The organism is Curtobacterium luteum, from assembly GCF_001475545.1.
Classification (GTDB): domain Bacteria; phylum Actinomycetota; class Actinomycetes; order Actinomycetales; family Microbacteriaceae; genus Curtobacterium; species Curtobacterium luteum_A.
In genome coordinates, this window is record NZ_LDQC01000026.1 from 17615 (window position 1) to 38774 (window position 21160).

A 21160-nucleotide genomic window follows, 5' to 3' on the forward strand; every position below is an offset into this window, starting at 1 on the left:
AGGTCCGCCTACTCGGTGTCGTCGTGCAGCAGCGCGTCGTGCCGGTAGTCGCCCGACCGGAGTCCGGCGCGCGCGATCATGTGCGTCGAGACGGGCACCAGCGCGAGCTGGAACACCATGATCGGCAGGACGAGCCACAGCGCCGTCCACGTCCACACCGCGACGACGACCGCCGCGAGTGCGAACGCCAGCCCGAGGACCTGCGGTTTCGCCATGGCGTGGAGCCGGACGAGCGGGTCGGGGAACCGGACGATGCCGACCGCGGCACCGAGCGACAGCACGGACCCGAGGAGCAGCAGGGCGACGGCGATCCAGGCGCGGACACCGGCGCCGTCGACGAAGGCCTCGATGAGCTCGATCACTTACGGCTCCTCCTCGATCGCGTGCTCCGGTGTGGTGACGTCGGACCCCTCGTCGGACGGGTCGGACGAGGGTGTGACCGCGCGCGCGACCGCGATCGTGGCGAACACGCTCGTCGCCGCGATGACCACGAGCACGGGGACCGCGGTGAGGTCTCGCCGGAGCACCATCGCAGCGGCGATGACCAGCAGGACGGTCGTCAGCACCATGTCCGAGCCGATCATCCGGTCGAGGATCGTCGGCCCGCGGACGATCCGACCGACCGCCAGCGCGAGGGTCACCCCGAGCAGCAGCAGGACGAGCGCGATGCACACCGCCATGACGACCACCGCGGCGCTCACCGGACCACCTCGGGCAGGGGTTCGGACAGCTCCGAGACGTCCTGCTGCGAACCGAGCGCGCGGATGACCATCGCCTCGATCCGGAGCGCGGTCCGGCGTTCGGCCTCGACCTGCTCGACCCGCTCGGTGTCGAGCACGTGCAGCAGGACCCGGCGGCGCCGGAGATCGACGTCGGCGACGTACGACCCGGGCACGAGCGAGATCGCGATGGTCGCGAGGGTGAAGGTCATCTCGGACGTCGTGTGCAGTTGGACGAGCACGATCGAGCTGCGCCGCACCCCGCGGGGTCGGAACGCAGCCCAGGCGACCCGGAACGACGCCGCGACGACGAAGCCGCTCCAGACGAGGAGGAACCAGAGCGCGGACGGGACGGAGAACCGCGCCGACAGCGGGACCGGTGGCAGCGGCAGCAGCTGGGTGACGAGGAGCGCCACCACCAGACCGCAGAGCAGCGTGAGCGGGGTCCACGACCCCCACAACAGCGCCCACAGCACGGTCAGCCCGGCGACGAGCGGGACGTCGTATCGCCACGCGACGGCGATCCGCCGCGCGTTCGTGATGCGTCGGGTGTCGCTCACCGGTCACCCCCGAGCACGGCCTGCACGTAGCGGTCCGGGGACTCGAGCGACTCCGCCGCTCGCGTCGCGTAGCCGTAGAGCGGCCCGGCGACGACGGTGAGGGCGACCGACCCGAGGACGGCGACGGTCGTCACGCCGACGAGCATGCGGGGCAGGCGCGGGTGTCCCGGCGCCTCGCCTGCGGTGGCCGTCGAGCCGGTCGCCGGCCTGGAGGCGCTGCTCACGTGCGGTGCGTCGGTGACCGTCACCGAGCCTCCAGGGTGGTACGCCTCGCCGGTCTCCTCGGACACCGTCAGGGGCGCCGGCTCCGGCGCCCGCAGGTGCGCGTGCGGTTCGGCCGTCGCAGCGTGCGGGGCAGCTGCCTCGGCGGCCGGCTTCGGCCGCCAGAAGGCGGCGTCCCAGACGCGCATGAGCGCGTACAGGGTCAGGAGGCTCGTCACGACCCCCGCAGCGATGGTGGCGTACGCGAAGGGGGAGCCGTCCTCGGCCGCGGCGCGGAACAGGCCGAGCTTGCCGATGAACCCGGAGAACGGCGGGATGCCACCGAGGTTGAACGCCGGCACGAGGTACAGGGCGGCGAGCAACGGCGCGGCCTTGAGGAGCCCGCCGAGGGACCGTGTCGAGGTCGTCCCGCCGACGCGTTCCATCAGCCCGGAGACCAGGAACAGCGTGGTCTGCACGACGATGTGGTGGACCGTGTAGAACACCGCGGCGGCCGTGCCGACGACCGACCCGAGGCCGATGCCCATCACCATGAAGCCGATGTGGCTGATGAGCGTGAAGGACAGCAGCCGCTTCACGTCCGTCTGCGACACCGCGCCGAGCACCCCGACGACCATGGTGAGGATCGCCACCACGAGGAGCACCGTGTTGAGCTGCGGTCTCGGGAAGATGATCGTCTCGAGCCGGATGATCGCGTAGATGCCGACCTTCGTGAGGAGTCCGGCGAAGACCGCGGTGACCGGCGCCGGGGCGGTCGGGTACGAGTCGGGCAGCCAGAACGCCAGCGGGAACACGGCGGCCTTGATGCCGAACCCGATGAGCAGCATGGTGTGGAGCAGGAGCTGCACGTGCTCCGGCAGTTCGGCGACGCGCTCCGAGATCTGGGCGATGTTCACCGTGCCGGTCGCGCCGTACACGAGTCCGATGGCGGCGAGGAAGATCGCGGACGCGATGAGGCTCGTCACGATGTACGTGGTACCGGCGCGGACCCGCTGCTCACTGCCGCCGACCGTGATGAGCACGTACGAGGCCACGAGCAGCATCTCGAACGCCACGTAGAGGTTGAAGAGGTCGCCGGCGATGAACGAGTCGAGCACACCCGCGGCGAGCACGAGGTACGTCGGGTAGAAGATCGTGACGGGGGCGTCCGCGTCGTCGTCCGCCAGCCCCTGCCCGATCGAGAAGAGCAGGACGAGCAGGAGCACGCTCGCGCTCACGGTGAGGAGCAGCGCGCTCAGCCGGTCGACCACGAGCGAGATGCCGTACGGGGCCTGCCACCCGCCGACCTGCACCACGATCGTGCCGTGCCGGTCGACGAGCACCATGAGCGTCGCGGCGACCACCACGGCGACCACGAGCACGCCGACCGTGATCGCCCGCTGCGTCTTCTGGTGACGGACGAGGCCGAGCGCCGCCGCCGCACCGAGCAGCGGGACGAGCACGAGGAGGGGGACGAGCCAGGTCATCGGGTGTGCTCCTCCTGCTGTGCGGCCTCGGGGTCGGTGTCGAGCTCGGGGTCGTCGTCGCCGGGGTCGCCGTCGGTGTCGTCGTCCCGCGCCCGACCGATCGCGACGTCGGCCTCGTCGACCTCGACCTCGTCCGCGCGGGACAGCTTCCACGAGCGGTGGATCAGGGCGAGGAGGAAGGCGCTCACGGCGAAGGTGATGACGATCGCGGTGAGGGCGAACGCCTGCGGGAGCGGGTCGGTGATGCCCTCGGCGGACTTCCCGATCGGCGGCTTGCCGGCCGCGCCGGACATCACGAGCAGGAGCAGGTTGAGGGCGTTGCCGAGGAGCAGGAACCCGAGCAGCATGCGCGTGAGGGAGCGCTCGAGCAGCAGGTAGACGCCGCACGAGAACAACACCGCCATGGCGATGACGAGGACCAGGGTGACGGTCACGTGGCGCTCCCTTCCGGGGTGACGGCCGCGGCGTCGCGCGCGGGGTCGGACTCCGTCGAGTCGGCGATCGGCGCGCGGGAGTCCTCGAGGCGCTGGCGGTCGACCTCGGCCCCGAGGCTGCGGAGGACGTCGAGCACGAGGCCGACGACCACGAGGTAGACGCCGATGTCGAAGAACGTCGCCGTGACGAACTCGACGTGTCCGAGGACGGGCACGGTGGCCTCGACGAACTCCGAGTACAGGGCCTCCCGCCCGAAGAACAGCGGGACGAGCGCCGTGACGGCCGCGGTCGCGACACCCAGTCCGAGCAGGCGACCCGCGCGCACCGGAGCGGCCGCCCCGAGCTCGGCCGGCCCGCCGGCGAGGTACCGGGCGGCGAGCGCGATGCCGGCGACGAGTCCGCCGGCGAACCCGCCACCGGCCGCGTTGTGCCCGGCGAACAGCAGGTACACGGACAGCACGACGAGGCCGTGGAAGAGGAGCCGGACGACCACGTCGAGGAGCGCCGAGCGGCCGGTCGGGATCGCCGCGCTCGTCGGCAGCCAGGCGCGGGGTTCGCCGTCGGGGCGGTGCTTGTCGCTCGTGATGCTCGACGGGAGGTCCCGGAGCCGCGGCAGCGTGTCCTCCCGCGAGTTCACGAAGATCAGGCTCGCGACACCCGTGGCGGCGGCGACGACGACGGTCAGCTCGCCGAGGGTGTCCCAGCCACGGAGGTCGACGAGCGCGACGTTCACCACGTTGAGGCCGTGCCCGAACGAGCTCGTCAGCGCCGGCAGGTCGGGCCACAGCGGCTCGGCCGTCCGGGACGACGCGGCGACGACGACCACGACCGCGAGGGTGAGTCCGGCCAGCCCGGCGAAGAGCGCCCGCACGATCCGGAAGCGGGAGGGGTTGGCCGTCGCGATCCGCGGGGGCAGACGACGCAGGACGAGGACGAACGCGATGAGCGTCACCGTCTCGACCACGAGCTGCGTGAGCGCGAGGTCGACCGCGCCGTGCAGCACGAACAGGACCGACATGCCGTACCCGGTGACCCCGACGAGCACCGCTGCGGCGAAACGGGTCTTCGCGGTGAGCACGGCGACCGCGGCGATGCCCATCACGACGACGACGGGGACCTGCCCCCACGAGTTCGCGAACCGGACCGAGAACGCCCACGGTCCGCCGAGGACGAGGTTCAGGATCGCCCCGGCGACGAACACCGAGAGGATGACCGTCAGGTAGTAGGGCAGGGAACCGCGCTGGAGTGCGGCGGTGAGCCCGACGGCCGCCCGGTCGAGTCCGCGCATCACCTGGCGGTACGTGCCGGCAGCGCTCGGGGCCCCGGCGAGTCGGTGCTGCAGCGCCTCGACCGGCCGGCGCCCGAGGAACAGCAGGGCACCGCCGACGAGCGTGACCGCGGAGATGCCGAGTGCCGGCTCCAACCCGTGCCAGAGTGCGAGGTGCGGCACCGGGGCGGCGCCGATCGAGGCGGCGCTCGCCGCCGGCTCGATCCCCTTCGCCACGAGCGGGGTAACGAGGCCGAGCACGAGCCCGGCGATGCCGAGGACCGAGGGCACGGCACCGAGGCCGTGCAGTCCGTGCGGCTCCGTCTGCGCCACACCGGACTTGTGGGCGAAGGCACCCCACAGGAACCGCAGCGAGTAGGCGACCGTGAGCACCGAGCCGAGCGTTACCCCGACGAGCGCGAACCACGCCCACCCCGCGTCCGTCCCGGAGTGCAGGGCCTCGACGAAGCCCGTGAGCACCCCCTCCTTCGCGACGAAGCCGACGGTCGGCGGGAGGCCGGCCATCGAGGCGAGCGCGAGGACCGTGACGACCACGAGCCAGGGCATCCGGCGCCCGAGCCCGCTCAGACGGGTGAGGTCGCGCGTACCGGCCGCGTGGTCGACGGCCCCGACGACGAGGAACAGGGTCGACTTGAACGTCGCGTGCGCCACGAGCAGCGCGACCCCACCGAGGGCGATCGCCGGCTCGCCCCACCCGACGGCGAGGACGAGGAACCCGAGCTGGGCGACGGTGCCGTACGCGAGCAGCAGCTTGAGGTCGGTCTGCCGGAGTGCGCGGTAGCCGCCGACCACCATGCCGAGGACACCGAGCACCGTGACGGTCTCGCGCCATCCGTCGACGAGCGCGAACGCCGGGGCGAGCCGTGCGACGAGGTAGATGCCGGCCTTCACCATCGCGGCGGCGTGGAGGTACGCGCTCACCGGGGTCGGTGCGGCCATGGCGGCGGGGAGCCAGAAGTGGAAGGGGACGATCGCGGACTTCGTCAGGGCGCCGAGCAGGACGAGTGCCACCGCGACCGGCACGAGCGCGCCGCCGGAGGCCGCGATCGTCGGGCCGTGAGTGACGATCGCGCTCAGCGAGGTCGTGCCGGCACGGACGGAGAGGAGCACGAGTCCCGCGAGCATCGCGAGGCCGCCCGCCGTGGTCACGATGAGCGCCTGCATCGCGGCGGCCCGGCTCGCCCGCTTCACGGCGTCGTGGCCGATGAGCAGGTAGGAGAAGACCGTCGTGGCCTCCCACAGGATGAAGAGCACGATGACGTCGTCGGCGACGACGAGCCCGTACATCGACCCGGCGAACGCGGTCAGCACGCCCGCGAAGCGCCCGAGACCGACCTCGCGCTCCTCGAAGTACGCGGCGCAGTAGACGAGCACGAGGGCGCCGACCACGGTCACGACGAGCGCGAGCACCCACGACAGGGCGTCGACCCGCAGGCCGATCGCGAGGTCGAGCTGCGGGACCCAGGTGAAGCGCTCCCGGACGCCGGCGCCGAGCGCCTCGGACGTCTGCGCGATCGTCAGGACCGCGGCGGCCGCAGGGGCCAGCGCGGCGACGAGGAACACCCGGCGGCCGAGCCGGGGTGCGAGTGCCGGGACGACGAGGGCGAGTGCCGCGAACGCGACGAGGACGGTGACCATGGGGCACCTCCTCGGGGTCGGGCTGCAGTCCGGCTCACTGGATGCTCACAGCTTACGAAGCGTCGGGTGGGCAGAACCTGTGTGCCCGGACAGCGTGCGCGGTCCCGCGCGCCGGTCACGGCTCCACTCTGCTCGCGTGCCGACCGGGTCGTCCGGTCAGCGCCCGTGCGCCCTCGCCGGGATCTGCGTCGCGAGCTTGCCCCCGGACACGTCGACGAGCGTCCCGGTGATGTACGACGCCGCGTCGCTCGCGAGGAACACGAGGAGGTCGGCCACGTCGTCCGGCGTCTCCCACCGCCGGAGCGAGAGCGTGTCGAGCAACCGGTCCTGCTGCTCGGGCGGCATCTCGGCGAACCCGTTCATGGCCGTCGGCACCATCCCCGGCGCGTACGCGTTCACGGTGATGCCCCACGGCCCGAGCTCCGACGCGAGGACCCGGGTGAACTGCACCACCGCGGCCTTCGACGCCGCGTAGGCAGCGCTCCCGACGCTCGGCACGATCGCCGCGAACGACGCGGCGTTGACGATCCGACCGCGGCCGGCGGCACGCATGACCGGCGAGACCGCCCGGCTCACGAGGAAGGTCCCGCCGACGTTCACGTCCATGCAGCGCCGCCACGCGTCCCAGTCGAGGTCGGCGACCAGTCCCTCGACGTTGATGCCCGCGTTGTTGACGAGCACGTCGATCGTCCCGTGTCGCTCCACGACGGTGTCGACGGCCGTCCGCACGGAGTCCGGGGCGGTGACGTCGCACACCACCCGGTCGACGTCGGGACCGGGGCCCGCGGCCGCGTCGAACGCGAGGTCGAGCGCGACCACGCGGCACCCCTCGGCGGCGAAGCGTGCGGCGATCACGGCACCGATGCCGCGCGCGGCTCCGGTCACGACCACCACACGGTCGGTCAGGTCGAGGTGCATCGTCGCTCCCGTCGTCGGTCCCCAATAGGCATACTATTCACCCATGACGGATGCACGGGTGCTCTGGATCACCGGCGGTGGGAGCGGCATGGGCGCCGCAGTGGCGGTGCAGGCCGCGACCGACGGGTGGACGGTGGTGCTGAGCGGTCGTCGGGCCGACCGGCTGGGCGCCGTCGCCGAGCAGGTCCGCGCAGCCGGCGGCAGCGCCGACGTCCTGCCGCTCGACACCGCCGACGCCGAGGCGGTCGCGACCGCTCGGGACGTGCTGCTCACCCGGCACGGCCGGCTCGACGGACTCGTCCTCGCCGCCGGCCTGAACGCCCCCGAGCGTCGGTGGGACGACCAGTCGATGGCCGACTTCCGGGCGATCGTCGACACGAACCTCACCGGCGTGGTCGCCGTCGTGGACGCCGCGCTCCCGTCGCTCCGGGTGGCCGGTGGCACGGTGGTCGTGGTGTCCTCGTACGCCGGGTGGTCCTTCCAACCCGGTGCGGGCGTCGCGTACTCGGCGTCGAAGACCGCGCTCGCCTCCGTCGTGCGGACGCTCAACCAGCAGGGCGCCGAGCACGGCGTCCGCGCGACGCACCTCTGCCCGGGTGACGTCGCCACGGACTTCCTCGACCGCCGGCCGGTCGTCCCCGACGCCGCCGCCCGTGCCGTCATGCTCCAGCCCGAGGACGTCGCCCGGGCGGTGTCCTTCGTGCTCGAGGCCCCGCCGCACGTCCGCGTCGACGAGCTCGTCATCAGCCCGGTCGCGCAGCGGTGATCTACGACCGGGTCCTCGACGAGCTCGGGGCGGCGGTCGTGCACGGCACCTTCGGCACCGATCCGGTGAGCATCGACGACCTCGTGGTCCGTACCGGTGCGAGCCGCAGCATCGTCCGCGAGGCCGTGCGCGTCCTCGCCGGCGTCGGCCTCCTCCGGGCGAGGCGGCGTGTCGGCGTCGTGGCGCTCCCCGCGGTCGAGTGGGACGTGCTCGACCCCCGCGTGGTCGGGTGGCGACTCAGCGGCCCGGACCGGCAGGTGGCCCTCGACGAACTCCGGGCGCTCCGCCGCGCCGTGGAACCGGCAGCGGCAGCGGCAGCGGCGTCCGCGACCGGTGACGACGACGGCCTGGAGGCACTGCTCGCCTCCGCCGACCGTCTCGCCGCCGCCACGGGTCCCGACGACGCTGCCACGTTCCTCCAGGCCGACCGCGACCTGCACCGACGCGTGCTGGACCGGTCCGGCAACGCGCTCTTCCGCCGTCTGCACGGCGTCGTCGAGCGCGCGCTCGACGAGCGCGCCGGGATCCGTCCCGACGCGCACGACGTCGGCCTGCACGGCGCGCTCGCGCGCGCCGTCGCGGACGGCGACACGACCGCGGCGCGGGCCGCGATGCAGGAGATCGTCGACCGGACCTGACCCCGCGGCCGGTGCGATGCTGGCCGTACCACCAACGCGAAGGAGCGTCATGGAGTTCACCGAGCTCGTCCCCGACCCGTCCGCCGTCGAGCGGATCGCCACCGGGAGCACCTGGGCCGAGGGGCCGTGCTGGGTCCCCGCGACCAGGACCCTGCGGTGGTCGGACATCCCCGGCGACCGCATCCTGCAGTGGCACGCGGACACCGGCGACGTCGACACGTACGCCGAGGCCGTCGAGTTCACGAACGGCCGGTTCCTCGACCGCGACGGCTCGGTCGTGCAGTGCTCCCACGGCCTCCGGCGGGTCGAGCGCGACCGTGACGGCGAGGTGACCGCGATCGCCGACGGCTGGGACGGCGGCCGGCTCAACTCCCCGAACGACGTCGTGGTCGCGTCCGACGGGGCGGTGTGGTTCACGGACCCCGCGTACGGCATCACCCAGCCGCGAGAGGGGCACCCCGGCGTCCGGGAGTACGGCGACCACTGGGTGTTCCGGTGCGGCCCGGACGGCGAGGCCCTGCGACCGGTCGTCACCGACGCCGACGAGCCGAACGGCCTCGCGTTCTCGCCGGACGAGCGGGTGCTGTACGTCGCGAGCTCCTCGGGCGAGCTGCCGGTGATCCGCGCGTACGACGTGGACGTCGACGACGTCGGCGTGCGCGTGAAGAACGGGCGCGAGTTCGCACGGCTCGGCGCGGACGAGGGCATCCCGGACGGCATCCGCGTGGACGTGCACGGGAACGTCTGGTCCTCGTCGCACCGGGGCATCGTCGTGTTCGACCCGACGGGCGAGCGGCTCGGGGCGGTCCCGGTGCCCGAGGTGGTCTCGAACCTCTGCTTCGGCGGCGACGACGGCACCGAGCTGTTCTGCACGGCGACCACGTCGGTGTACCGCATCCGCACCGGCACGCGGGACGCCGTGTCCCGATGACCGGCTCTTCCTCCCACTGAAACTGCTGTGTAGAATATCATTGCAGGTGTCAGTCGAACGAGGGAGCCAGCGTGTCGAAGCGTGTCGCGATCATCGGGACCCGCGGGTACCCGTCCTACTACGGCGGGTTCGAGACCGCCGTCCGGCACGTGGCGCCGGCCCTCGCCGACGCGGGGTGGGACGTGACCGTCTACGGCCGACCGGGCCAGGAGCGCGTCGACGACCCGACGCTCGACCCGCGCATCACCCGCCGCACCACCCGTGGGCTCGAGTCGCGGTCGCTCTCCACGCTGACCTACGGGTTGACCGCGGTGCTCGACGCGATCCGCCGACGCCCGGACGTCGTCCTCGTCATGAACTGCGCGAACGGGTACTGGTTGCCGTTGCTGAGGCTGGCCGGCATCCCCACGGTGGTGAACGTCGACGGCATCGAGTGGGAGCGCGCGAAGTGGGGGCGGCTCGCGAAGGCGGTCTTCAAGACGGGTGCCCGGATGACCGCGTGGACCGCCGACCGTCTCGTCTTCGACGCCGATGCCATCGGTGCGTACTGGCGCCGGGTGTTCGGGCGCGACGGCGTGGTGATCCCCTACGGCGGCACCGAGGCGCCCGCGCTGTCCCTGCACCCCGAGGACGCGCACCTCGCGGAGACCCCGTTCGCGCTCGTCGTCGCCCGGTTCGTGCCCGAGAACACCGTGCCCGAGTTCCTCGTCGCTGCCGAACGCATCGCCCAGCACCGCCCGGTCGTCATCGTCGGCTCCACCGGGTACGGCGGCGAGCTCGACGAGCACGCCCGTCTGCTCGCCGACGTGCACCCGAACGTGCACTGGCTCGGCCACGTCGCGGACGACGAGCGGCTCTTCGCACTCTGGCAGCACGCCGGCGCCTACTTCCACGGGCACAGCGTCGGTGGGACGAACCCGGCGCTCGTCCAGGCGATGCACCTCGCCGCCCCCACGGTGGCTCGTGACACGGTCTACAACCGCGAGGTGCTCGCCCGCACCGATGCCGTGTTCGTCGAGCCCGATCCGGATGCGATCGCGGACGCCGTCCTCGGGTTGCTCGACGATCCGGCCGAGCAAGAGCGTCTCGGATGTGCGGTGCGCGAGCGCGCGCTCGACCGGTACGACTGGCGTGACGTCTGCGAGGCGTACGAGCGGGTGCTGGCGGACCAGGTCGTCGACGCGCAGCACGGGGCGTACGCCGTATCCTGAGCCGGCCATGCAGTGCGACTACTTCGACCGCGGGGTGTGCCGATCGTGCACGCTCATGGGCCAGCCCTACGCCGACCAGGTCCTCGACAAGGAGATCCGGACGCGCGAGCTGCTCCGCGACGCGGTCGAGGCGGCGGGTGGGCCGAGCGCGGTGCAGTGGCTCCCGGCGATCACCAGCCCCGAGTCCGGCTACCGGAACAAGGCGAAGATGGTCGTGGGGGGTTCGGTGCAGCGCCCCACGGTCGGCATCCTCGACCACCGGCAGCGCGGCGTCGACCTGCGGCACTGCGGCATCTGCACGCCGGGCATCCAGCGGGCGCTGCCGATCCTCGCGCAGTTCATCGAGGACGCCCGGTTGATCCCGTACGACGTCGCCGCCCGCCGCGGTGAGCTCAAGTTCGTGCTCGTCACGGAGTCGCCCGACGGTGCGCTCATGGTCCGGTTCGTGCTGCGCTCCGAGGGGCAGCTGCCCCGGCTCCGCGAGCACCTCGGCGCGCTCCGGTCAGTGCTGCCGGAAGCCGTGGTCGTCACGGCGAACCTGCTCCCCGAGCACAAGGCCGTCACCGAGGGTGACCAGGAGATCGTGCTGACCGAGCAGGAGACCCTGCCGATGCGGATGGGCGCCGTCACCATGCACCTCCGCCCGCAGAGCTTCTTCCAGACGAACACCACGGTCGCCGCCCAGCTCTACGCCCAGGCATCGGCGTGGATCGACGAGGTCGGCCCGACGTCGATGTGGGACCTCTACTGCGGCGTCGGCGGGTTCGCCCTGCACGCAGCCCGGCCCGGGCGTGCGGTGACGGGCATCGAGAGCAGCCGCGAGGCCGTCCGGTCCGCGGCGCAGTCCGCTCGGGAGGCCGGACTGGCAGACGTCCGGTTCGCCGCCGACGACGCCACCGAGCACGCCCTCCGCGCGAGACCGGAGACCATCCCGGACCTCGTCGTCGTGAACCCACCGCGGCGCGGGATCGGCGCGACGTTGTCCGACTGGCTCGAGCGCTCGACCGTCGACCACGTCGTGTACTCGAGCTGCAACCCGGTCACCCTCGCGAAGGACCTGGCGCGGATGCCGTCGTACCGACTCGAGCGCGTCCGGGTGCTCGACATGTTCCCGCAGACCGGCCACCTCGAAGCGGTGACCCTGCTCTCGCGGCGGTGATCCGAGCCTCCAGGCCGGTTTTCCCAGGGAATTGCCAAGCGAACGTACCGGGGTACATGGTCATCTGCGGTACGTCGGCGATCGTCGCGTACAGGAAGACGCACGGGGGACACGGCACCAACGGGTAGAACCGTTTGTCTCGGTTTGATAACGGTTCGGAGTTACCTATGGTGGCCCACCGAGGTGCCACCGGCGCGAGACCACTGCCCCCGGTGGCGCACCCCACAACGTGACCGCGGACGGTCGGGGTGGGCAGTGGACAGCCGGGTCTCCCGGCGCGTGACCCCGGTGGAGCAATCACATGAAGAAGCTTTCCCGTACCCGCACCATCGTCGGTGGCCTCGCCTTCGCAGGCATCGCCGCGACGGGTGTCGGCCTCGCGGCGGCGCCCGCGAACGCAGCGTCCGGTTCGACCTGGGACGCGCTCGCACAGTGCGAGTCCGGCGGCAACTGGGCGATCAACACCGGCAACGGCTACTACGGTGGCCTCCAGTTCACCCTGGGCACCTGGCAGGCCAACGGCGGCTCGGGCAACCCGGCCTCCGCGAGCCGTTCGGCGCAGATCGCCGTCGCCGAGCGTGTCCTCGCATCCCAGGGCTGGGGTGCATGGCCCGCGTGCTCCGCGAAGCTCGGCCTGAGCGGCACCACCGGTGCGGCACCGCAGGCGGCAGCGCCGGCACCCGCTCCGCAGCAGAGCACCGCGCAGGCGGCGCCGCAGCAGGCAGCCCCCCAGCAGGCTGCTCCGCAGCAGGCGGCCCCGCAGCAGGCAGCGCCGAAGGCCACGGCCCCGGCGGCGTCGAGCAAGCCGGCCCCGGTGAAGACCAGCGGCAAGACCTACAAGATCGCCTCGGGTGACACGCTCGACAAGATCGCGACGAAGCTCGACCTCCAGGGCGGCTGGAAGCAGCTCTGGGCGGCGAACACGTCGACCATCGACGACCCGAACCTCATCTACGCGGGTCAGACCCTGCAGCTCCCGGCCTGATCGCCGTGACTGCGTGACGAACCCCCTCGGCTGCGGCCGAGGGGGTTCGTCGCGCGGTCGGCGTCGCTCCTGCGGGTCGGCTCGTCGCTCCTGCGGGTCGGGCCGTCGCTACTGCGGGTTCGCCCGGAGCCAGGTCGGCACGTCGTCCGACCGCAGGGCCTGGGACAGCGACTGCACGGCGAGCGTGTTCACCGCGACGTAGGACTGGCCGTCCGGCGAGGTGCCCCCGCCGGCGGTCGGCATCGTGAAGGTGACGAGGTCGGACGAGCGGACGTCCCGCAGTGACCAGCCGAGGCCGACCAGGGTGCGGAAGTCGAGTCCGGCGTCGACCGAGAGGTACTCGCTCGTCGCCGACACGAAGTCCTGGATGCGCCCGGGGTTCGTGATCGTCCCCTTCGACAGCACGCCGTCCACGACACCACGCATGAACGCCTGCTGGTTGCGGACCCGGGTGTGGTCGGCGTCGGCGAACGCGTACCGTTCGCGGACGAACGTCAGCGCCGCGTCGCCGTCGAGGTGGTTCGGACCCGCGGTGAAGGAGTGGCCACGGGTCTCGAACGCCTTCGGCGACTGCACCGTGACGCCTCCGAGTGCGTCCGTCATGCCGCGGAACCCGGCGAAGTCGATCTCCGCGACGTGGTCGATCCGGCTGTCGAGCAACTGCTCCACGGTCTCGACGACGAGCGGGACGCCGCCCCAGCTGTACGCGGCGTTGATCTTGGCCTCACCGTGGCCGGGGACGTGCACCCAGGAGTCACGCATGATCGACATGAGGTACACCGCCCGGCGGTCGGCGGGGACGTGCACGAGCATCAGGGTGTCCGAGCGGCCGCCGGCTGCGCGGTCTCCGTCGGGGTCGAGCGCGGCCCGCGAGTCCGAGCCGATCAGGAGGATGTTCTGTGCGCCGGTGGGTGCCGGCCGGTCCCCGGTCGGGAAGGCGTCCGGGATCGTCGTCGCCCCGCTGTCGAAGGAGCGGGCGAGGCCGCCGATGAAGACGCCGGCGACCACGGCGACGACCGCGGCGATCCCCACGAGCGATCCGAGCGTCGCGACGAGCGCGACGAGGAACGGTCGCCGCCTCCGCGGGGCACGAGCAGCGGCGTGGGAGACGGGGCGGGCGGCACGGCGTTCGGACACGCGGACTCCTGGGGTCGGGTCGGCCCTGATGCCGACCCTCCAAGAGTAACGCACATCACATTTCAGATGCTAGGTGTTCGTCCGGCCGATGATCGCCACGAGCGCTTCGCGGAGACGTCCGTCCTCCGGGAGCACCTCGCGTTCGATGTGCCTGGCGGTGTCCCATGCCGCCCGTCCGGCCTCGGTCACCGTGACGACCCGTCGCCGACGGTCGTCCGGGTGCGGACTGCGCTCGACGAGGCCGTCCCGCTCGAGGCGCTCGAGGGTCCTCGACATCGTCTGGGGCTGCACCCGCGCGACACGGGCGATCGTGTCCGCCCCGGTCGGCCCGGTCCTGATGAGGATGTCGATCGCGATGAGCCCGGCGTGGGGGAGCCCGATCTCGCGGAGTCGCTCGTCCCAGTCGCGCTCGACGCGTCGTGCCGCGGCTGCCAACAGTCGGCCGAGTGGCCATGCGGCGGCGTGCTCCTCCATGACAGCAGTCTACGGAGCGCGGTCGGACGGACATGATCAGCATGCTGATCATCCGTGTACGCTCGCACCCGTGTCCCGCTTCCTCCGCATCGTGCTCCCCGCCGTCGTCATCGTCGTCTGGCTCGCCGTGGCCTCCGTGGGCGGGCCGTACTTCGGCAAGATCGCCGACGTCTCGACGAACGACCAGACCTCGTTCCTCCCGGCCTCGGCGGACGCCACGAAGGTGCAGGAGCGCGCTGCCGAGTTCCGGCAGGCATCGGGGGCGCCGGCGATCGTCGTGCTCGAACGCGACGGTGGGCTGACCGGGTCGGACCGCACCGCCGCCGCCGCGCTCGCCGACACGCTCGGAGACCGGGACGACGTGCAGGGCGTCAGCCCCGTCATCCCGAGCGAGGACGGTGACGCCCTCGAGATCGTCGCGACGCTCACGCAGGGCGCCGAGACCGGTGACGCCGTCCAGGCGATCCGCGCAGAGGTGGACGACGCCCTCCCGTCCGGGCTGCGCGGCCACGTCACCGGACCGGCCGGGTTCACCGCCGACCTGACCGAGGCGTTCGCGGGCATCGACGGCCTCCTGCTCGGCGTGGCGCTCGCCGCCGTCTTCGTCATCCTGATCGTGGTGTACCGCTCGCCGCTCCTGCCCGTGCTCGTCCTCGGCACGGCGTCGTTCGCGCTCTGCGCCTCGATCCTGGTGGTCTACTGGCTCGCGAAGGCCGACGTCGTGACGGTCAACGGCCAGGTGCAGGGCATCCTCTCGATCCTGGTCATCGGCGCCGCGACGGACTACGCACTGCTGTACACGGCGCGGTACCGCGAGGCACTGCGCGACCACCGAACGGGGTGGGGTGCGACGAAGGCCGCACTGCGCGGCAGTCTCGAACCGATCCTCGCGTCGGGCGGCACGGTGATCGTCGGCGTCCTGTGCCTGCTCTTCTCGGACCTCAACTCGAACAAGGCGCTCGGTCCGGTGGCGGCCATCGGCATCGCGTTCAGCCTGCTCGCTGCGCTCACGCTCCTCCCTGCGCTGCTCCTGGCCTTCCGGCGCGCAGCCTTCTGGCCGCTCCGTCCGGGGTACGGCAGCGCCCACCCCGTCGTCACGGGTCCGGACGCGAAGGGGCTGTGGGCATCGGTCGGGAGGCTCGTGGCGCGTCGCTCGCGGATCGTCTGGGTCGTGTGCACGGTCGGGCTCCTCGCCATGGGGGTCGGCCTGTTCGGCCTGCGTGCCGACGGCGTGCCGCAGAGCGACCTCGTGATCGGGGCGTCGCAGGCCCGCGACGGCCAGGACGTCCTCGCCGACCACTTCCCTGGCGGCTCGGGCAGTCCGGCGCAGGTCATCGGGAGCGCGACGCGGCAGGACGAGCTGGTGCGGGCGATCACCGACGTCGACGGGGTCGACGGCGTGACCGCGGCGGCGAAGGACTCCCCGTCCGGCACCGTGCCCGTGAGCGGTACGGGCGGCACCGGCGGTACGGCGGCTGGTGGCCCCGGTGGCGACTCCGTCGAGCCGACGGTCTCGCGCGGTGACGTCCTGCTCGAGGCCACGCTCGCCGACCCGGCGGACTCCGCGGCCGCCGAGCAGACCGTCCGCGACCTCCGGACCGCGGTCGAGCGGGTCGACCCCGACGCGATCGTCGGCGGCGTGACGGCGACCGCCCTCGACACGAACGACACGGGCATCCGTGACCGGTCGGTCATCATCCCGGTCGTCCTCGTCGTGATCCTCCTCATCCTCATGCTCCTCCTGCGGAGCATCGTGGCGCCGCTCGTCCTCATCGGCAGCGTGATCGTGTCGTTCGCGGCCGCGCTCGGCGTCGGCGCGCTCGTCTTCGACCACGTGTTCCACTTCCCCGGGGCCGACCCGAGCGTGGTGCTGTACTCGTTCGTGTTCCTCGTGGCGCTCGGCGTCGACTACAACATCTTCCTGATGACGCGGGTGCGGGAGGAGGCCCTGCGGCACGGTCCGCGCGAGGGGGTGCTGCGCGGTCTCGGCGTCACCGGGGGTGTGATCACCTCCGCCGGGATCGTCCTCGCAGCGACCTTCGCGGCCCTCGGCGTCATCCCGATCCTGTTCCTGGCGCAGATCGCGTTCGTCGTCGCGTTCGGGGTGCTGCTCGACACCGTGGTGGTCCGGTCCCTGCTCGTCCCGGCCCTGACGTACGAGCTCGGCCGTCGGGCGTGGTGGCCGTCGCGCCTCTCACGCCCTGCCCATCACATGTGACACGCTGGGCACATGCCAGTGCCCTCGACCCAGCCCGCCGCCGAGCGGAAACTCCTCCGCGACACCGTGCAGGACAAGATCCGCGACGCGATCATGGACGGCACCCTCGAACCCGGCGAGCGGCTGAACGACGACGACCTCATCGCCTGGCTCGGCGTCTCCCGCACCCCCATCCGCGAAGCCCTGGCCGAGCTCTCCCGCTCCGGCCTCATCGAGATGGCGCCGAACCGGTACACGCGGGTGGCTGCGCCGACGAAGGACGAGCTCCTCGACGCGTACCGCACCCTCGGCGTGATCTACGGGGGCGTCGTGCGGCTCGCGGTCCCGCGCTTCACGGAGGCGCAGCGCAAGAAGGTCGTGAAGATGCTCGACGACGTGGTCACGCGGTCGACGAAGGGCAATCAGGACGAGGTCGCCCGAGAAGGCGCCGACATCTACGCGATGTGGGTCGAGGCGTGCGGCAACGCCTCCCTCGCGGCCCTCTGCCGGTCCACGACCGACGGGCTGGCCTTCAAGCTGCGCGTGCCCGAGCTCGCTGAGATGATCCCCGTCGACACGGTCGTCCCCGAACTCGAGCGGCTCAAGGCGGCAGTGCTGGCGAAGGACCCGATCGCGGCCGAGCTCGCGATGGAGGCCGTGCACCTGCTGCCCTCGCGCGAGCAGTAGCGAGGCCGCGGACGCGACCGCTCGGCGGACGGGAGGCGCGGTGCGGGCCCGCACCGCGCCTCCCGTCCGCCTCGTGGTGACGGCCGTCCGGAGCGACCTGCCAGGCGTTCTCATGGCAGGTCCGAGCACTGCGGTTACCCTTTCCGGGTGAGCGATGCACCCGACGAGACGACCCGCCGCGCCCGCCGCGGCTCCGTGCCGCCCCGCCACGGGCGGCAGAAGCGGCGGCTGAGCGCCGTCTTCCCGGCGATCGCGGGTGTCGTCACGATGGCCGTCGCGCTCAGCGGCGCGTACGCGTTCTACACGTACGACCAGCTGGCGGGCAGCGTCACGATCGTCAACGCGATCACCGGCAAGAAGGACACGAAGAACGACGTCGACGGCGAAGCGCAGAACATCCTGCTCGTCGGTGACGACCACCGTCCGGACAACGCGACACCGGAGCAGATGGCCGAGCTCAGCACGACCAGCGACGGCGGCGCGACCAACACGGACACGATGATCGTGCTCCACATCAACGCCGACGGCTCGCAGGCGACGATGATCTCCTTCCCCCGCGACTCGTACGTCGACATCCCGGGCGTCGGCAAGGGCAAGCTCAACAGCGCCTTCTACTACGGCACCCTCAACGGCGGGGGCGACACCGGCGGTGCGAAGCTGCTGATCAAGACGATCCAGGACCTCAGCGGGCTGCAGATCGACCACTACGTCCGTGTCTCCCTGCTCGGCTTCTACCAGGTCGTCAAGGAACTCGGACCGGTCGACGTCTGCCTGAACAACGCGGTCAACGACCCGTACTCCGGCGTGAACCTGCCGAAGGGCAAGAGTTCGCTCGACGCCAAGCAGGCACTCTCGTTCGTCCGCCAGCGCCACGGCCTGCCGAACGGTGACCTCGACCGCAACGTCCGCCAGCAGTACTTCCTGTCCCAGGAGGCCCGGAAGGTCCTGTCCGCCGGGACGCTGCTCAACCCGGTCAAGCTCGGCAACATCCTCAAGGCGGTCGGCGGTTCGATCCAGACCGACACCGACCTGGTGTCGCTCGCGGCGCAGATGCGTGATCTCCGGCCCGGGAACATCCAGTCGGCGACGATCCCGACGCTCGGCACGCCGACGATCACCGTCAACGGCTCCGCGCTCTCGATCGTCCAGGTCGACGAGGTCGGTCTGCCCGCCTTCGTGCAGGGTCTCGTCGGTCAGCCGGAGGCCTACACCAAGGCCACGAGCGCCTCGCCCGCGAGCACGACGGTCACCGTGCTGAACGGCAGCGGGGTCACCGGGGCAGCGGCGGCCGCGAGCCAGAACCTCACCGCGCGGGGCTTCCAGGTCGGGACGCCCGGCTCCTCGGAGACGACCAAGGCCACGCAGGTCCAGTACCCGGCGGGCATGGAGGCCCAGGCGAAGGCCGTCGCGGCGGTCACCCCGGGGGCGGTCGCCGTCCGGACGAGCGACGTCACGGGTGTGACGCTCGTGCTCGGCTCCGACGGCAAGACCGTCTCCGCGCCGGCTCAGCCAGGATCGTCGGCCTCGACGCCGGCCGCCGGCGGGTCCTCGTCCGGCGGGTCGTCGTCCGGTGGGTCCTCCGCGAAGCCGAGCGGTGAGCCCTCGCCCAAGTCGACCGACGTGCACAACTACGGCAAGGCGAACGTCTGCATCAACTGATGCTGGTCACCGGGGTCACGCCGTGGTCGCGTGGCTCCGGATCGCCGCGATCGCGGTGTCCAGGCCGACGGCGAGTGGACGCACGTCACGGTGGACCTGCGCGAGCAGCAGCCCGCCCTGGAGCGCGACCATCACCCCGGTTGCGAGCGCCGTGGGGTCGGCGGTCGGACCGATCGCGCCGCGCTCCTGCATCGCCGTGATCCCGCGCTCGAAGACCGCCTCCCAGCGGGTGAAGCCGGCCGAGACCAGGTTGCGTGCCGCGGCGTCGCGCTCGGCGACCTCGGTGCCGAGCGAACCGAGCGGGCACCCGCCGACACAGCCACCCGTGTGGGCCTCGTCCACCATGCGGTCCCGCCAGCGCGACCACGCGTCCCAGCTCGAGAGTCCGGCGTGGTCGGAGCCCTGGTGCGCAAGGACCGAGTCGGCCTGCAGCTCGATCACGTCCCGGACGAGCCCGTCCTTGTCGGGGAAGTAGTGGTAGAGCTGCGACCGACCGACCCCGGCAGCGGCACCGATGTCGTCGAGGGTGGTCCTGGCGACGCCACGGGTCAGCATGAGTTCGGCTGCGGCCTGCACGATCCGGGAACGGGTGCGCAGTCCCTTGGCGGTGCGGCGGCGAACAGTAGCGGGATCCGGTGGAGGTGCGGTCACACCCAGAGTGTACTTGTGAGTCCATTTTGCATCATGCAAAATATCGGATATGAACGACGAACTCCTCGCCAAGCGCTCCCAGGAGCGCGACCTCATGCTCGCCGTCGCTGCCGGTGACCGTCGCGCGTTCACGGCACTGCACGAACGCTTCCGCCCACTCGTCGAGCGCTACGTGCGTCACCAGCTCAACGACCCCGGTCAGGTGGAGGAGGTCGTGCAGGACGTCTTCCTCGAGATCTGGCTGATCTCCGAGCGGTACGACCCCCGGCACTCGGTCATCGCCTGGGTCCGGACGATCGCCCAGCGGCGGGCCATCGACCGCGTGCGGAAGAGTCGCGCCGACCGTGACCGCGACCTCCGCATCGGGGCTCGCGACCACGAGGCCATCGACCACTCCGCCACGGAGCGGGCCGAGAGCGTCCTCGACCGTGCGGCCCTGCGCCGCAGCATCGCCGGTCTCCCCGCGAGGCAGCGCGAGGCAGTCGTGCTCCGGCACCTCGTGGGACTGTCCGGACCGGAGCTGGCCACCGAGCTCGGTGTCCCGGTGGGGACCGCCAAGACGCGGGCCCGTGACGGCGTCATCGCACTCCGGCGGGTCATGGTCCCGGAACCCGCGTGATCGGTAGGTTCGACGGGTGAGCAGCGCCGAGCGTCCGATCACCCTGATGACCTACAACGTCAAGAACCCCGACCCCGCACACGACTGGCCCGCTCGCCTGCCGGTGCTGCTCGAGATCGTGCGGCGCCACGACCCGGACGTCCTGTGCGTCCAGGAGGCGTTCGACCACCAGATGGACGACCTCCGCGCCGGTCTGTCGGAGCACGGCGACGTCGGTCAGGGACGCGAGGGCGGCACCGCGGGCGAGCACGCCGCCGTGTTCTTCCGGCGCGACCGGCTCCGTCCGGTCGAGCACGGTTCGTTCTGGCTGTCGGACACCCCTGACGAGCCAGCGTCGAACACCTGGGGGAGCGTCTTCCCTCGCATCGTCAACCACGCGCGCTTCGTGGACGTCGACGCTGGCGCGTTCACGATCGTGACCACCCACCTCGACCACGAGGAGGGGCCGCACGGCGACGAGGTCCGGGCGCGGAGCGCTGCGCTGATCGCGGAGCGGACGGCCGCCGTCGACGGACCGGTCGTGATCGCAGGGGACTGCAACGAACCCGCAGGCACCGGCCGCGCGTCACGGGTGCTCGCCGAGGCGGGCTTCACGGACGCGTGGGACGTCGCCGGGGACCCGCGGGACCGGACTGCGACGTTCAACGACTGGGAGCCGCCGGTGGCGTCGGGTGACCGCATCGACTGGGTCTGGACACGGGGTGTGCGCGCCGTCGACCGGATCGTGATCGACCACGACGGCCCGGAGACGTGGTCCGCGAGCGACCACTTCCCGGTGGTCGCGACGATCCGGGTGTGAT

At 72.0% G+C, this 21160-nt stretch carries 21 protein-coding genes; 11 read left to right on the top strand and 10 right to left on the bottom strand.

Translation table 11 applies throughout. The features are described 5' to 3' along the window. Positions 1-8 precede the first annotated feature (8 nt). The 7 genes from mnhG to NS184_RS04545 form a co-directional block, all read right to left on the bottom strand. Positions 9-362, bottom strand: coding sequence for a monovalent cation/H(+) antiporter subunit G (gene mnhG, locus NS184_RS04515; protein ID WP_058724946.1), 354 nt, complete (start codon positions 360-362; stop codon positions 9-11). Further along, positions 363-701, bottom strand: a complete 339-nt coding sequence (locus NS184_RS04520) for a sodium:proton antiporter (RefSeq protein WP_242862970.1) — start codon at positions 699-701, stop codon at positions 363-365. Beyond that, positions 698-1279 carry a Na+/H+ antiporter subunit E gene (locus tag NS184_RS04525; protein ID WP_083513451.1) on the bottom strand — a complete coding sequence of 194 codons (582 nt, stop codon included), beginning with the start codon at positions 1277-1279 and terminating at the stop codon, positions 698-700. The genes NS184_RS04520 and NS184_RS04525 overlap by 4 nt, the downstream gene beginning before the upstream one ends. Continuing rightward, a complete protein-coding gene (locus NS184_RS04530; protein ID WP_058724947.1) occupies positions 1276-2967 on the bottom strand; it encodes a Na+/H+ antiporter subunit D in 1692 nt (563 codons plus the stop codon). The genes NS184_RS04525 and NS184_RS04530 overlap by 4 nt, the downstream gene beginning before the upstream one ends. Then, positions 2964-3401: a Na(+)/H(+) antiporter subunit C gene (locus tag NS184_RS04535; RefSeq protein ID WP_058724948.1), complete on the bottom strand. Its 438-nt coding sequence runs from the start codon at positions 3399-3401 to the stop codon at positions 2964-2966. Before NS184_RS04535 ends, NS184_RS04530 begins: the two co-directional genes overlap by 4 nt. After that, a complete protein-coding gene (locus NS184_RS04540) occupies positions 3398-6328 on the bottom strand; it encodes a Na+/H+ antiporter subunit A (protein ID WP_058724949.1) in 2931 nt (976 codons plus the stop codon). Before NS184_RS04540 ends, NS184_RS04535 begins: the two co-directional genes overlap by 4 nt. 156 nt (positions 6329-6484) lie before the next feature. Next, the gene (locus tag NS184_RS04545; protein ID WP_058724950.1) at positions 6485-7246 is read right to left on the bottom strand and encodes an SDR family NAD(P)-dependent oxidoreductase; all 762 of its coding nucleotides are present in this window, start codon (positions 7244-7246) and stop codon (positions 6485-6487) included. Between the two features lie 43 nt (positions 7247-7289). Between NS184_RS04545 and NS184_RS04550 the strand changes: the two genes are divergently transcribed. The 6 genes from NS184_RS04550 (at position 7290) to NS184_RS04575 (ending at position 12936) form a co-directional block, all read left to right on the top strand. Beyond that, positions 7290-8012, top strand: coding sequence for an SDR family oxidoreductase (locus NS184_RS04550; protein WP_058724951.1), 723 nt, complete (start codon positions 7290-7292; stop codon positions 8010-8012). Continuing rightward, positions 8009-8650, top strand: coding sequence for a FadR/GntR family transcriptional regulator (locus NS184_RS04555; RefSeq protein ID WP_058724952.1), 642 nt, complete (start codon positions 8009-8011; stop codon positions 8648-8650). Before NS184_RS04550 ends, NS184_RS04555 begins: the two co-directional genes overlap by 4 nt. 49 nt (positions 8651-8699) lie before the next feature. Beyond that, a complete protein-coding gene (locus NS184_RS04560; RefSeq protein ID WP_058724953.1) occupies positions 8700-9581 on the top strand; it encodes an SMP-30/gluconolactonase/LRE family protein in 882 nt (293 codons plus the stop codon). A 71-nt stretch (positions 9582-9652) separates the two neighbouring features. Beyond that, complete coding sequence (locus tag NS184_RS04565) at positions 9653-10792, top strand: glycosyltransferase (protein WP_058724954.1); 1140 nt, start codon at positions 9653-9655, stop codon at positions 10790-10792. A gap of 7 nt (positions 10793-10799) precedes the next feature. Then, a complete protein-coding gene (gene rlmC, locus NS184_RS04570) occupies positions 10800-11951 on the top strand; it encodes a 23S rRNA (uracil(747)-C(5))-methyltransferase RlmC (protein WP_058724955.1) in 1152 nt (383 codons plus the stop codon). Positions 11952-12252: 301 nt separating this feature from the next. Then, positions 12253-12936, top strand: coding sequence for a transglycosylase family protein (locus tag NS184_RS04575; protein WP_058724956.1), 684 nt, complete (start codon positions 12253-12255; stop codon positions 12934-12936). A gap of 108 nt (positions 12937-13044) precedes the next feature. Here the strand turns inward: NS184_RS04575 and NS184_RS04580 are convergent, their stop codons facing one another. After that, positions 13045-14073, bottom strand: coding sequence for an LCP family protein (locus tag NS184_RS04580; RefSeq protein ID WP_058724957.1), 1029 nt, complete (start codon positions 14071-14073; stop codon positions 13045-13047). 69 nt (positions 14074-14142) lie between these two features. Continuing rightward, positions 14143-14547 carry a MarR family winged helix-turn-helix transcriptional regulator gene (locus NS184_RS04585; RefSeq protein ID WP_058724958.1) on the bottom strand — a complete coding sequence of 135 codons (405 nt, stop codon included), beginning with the start codon at positions 14545-14547 and terminating at the stop codon, positions 14143-14145. A 70-nt stretch (positions 14548-14617) separates the two neighbouring features. Between NS184_RS04585 and NS184_RS04590 the strand changes: the two genes are divergently transcribed. The 3 genes from NS184_RS04590 (at position 14618) to NS184_RS04600 (ending at position 19090) form a co-directional block, all read left to right on the top strand. Continuing rightward, positions 14618-16765 carry an MMPL family transporter gene (locus tag NS184_RS04590; RefSeq protein ID WP_058724959.1) on the top strand — a complete coding sequence of 716 codons (2148 nt, stop codon included), beginning with the start codon at positions 14618-14620 and terminating at the stop codon, positions 16763-16765. A gap of 12 nt (positions 16766-16777) precedes the next feature. Then, complete coding sequence (locus NS184_RS04595) at positions 16778-17431, top strand: GntR family transcriptional regulator (RefSeq protein ID WP_083513453.1); 654 nt, start codon at positions 16778-16780, stop codon at positions 17429-17431. A gap of 147 nt (positions 17432-17578) precedes the next feature. Further along, on the top strand, positions 17579-19090 hold the full coding sequence (locus tag NS184_RS04600) for an LCP family protein (RefSeq protein ID WP_058724961.1): 1512 nt from the start codon (positions 17579-17581) through the stop codon (positions 19088-19090). Between the two features lie 15 nt (positions 19091-19105). On the opposite strand, the gene NS184_RS04605 is transcribed toward NS184_RS04600, so the two are convergent. Beyond that, positions 19106-19741 carry a TetR/AcrR family transcriptional regulator gene (locus NS184_RS04605; protein ID WP_058724962.1) on the bottom strand — a complete coding sequence of 212 codons (636 nt, stop codon included), beginning with the start codon at positions 19739-19741 and terminating at the stop codon, positions 19106-19108. A gap of 49 nt (positions 19742-19790) precedes the next feature. Here NS184_RS04605 and NS184_RS04610 point away from each other — a divergent pair, with 49 nt between their 5' ends. Both NS184_RS04610 and NS184_RS04615 read left to right on the top strand, forming a co-directional pair. Beyond that, positions 19791-20360 carry a sigma-70 family RNA polymerase sigma factor gene (locus NS184_RS04610; protein WP_058724963.1) on the top strand — a complete coding sequence of 190 codons (570 nt, stop codon included), beginning with the start codon at positions 19791-19793 and terminating at the stop codon, positions 20358-20360. Positions 20361-20376: 16 nt separating this feature from the next. After that, positions 20377-21159 (top strand): endonuclease/exonuclease/phosphatase family protein, encoded by a 783-nt coding sequence (locus tag NS184_RS04615; protein ID WP_058724964.1) that lies wholly within the window; start codon positions 20377-20379, stop codon positions 21157-21159. Position 21160: the final 1 nt, after the last annotated feature.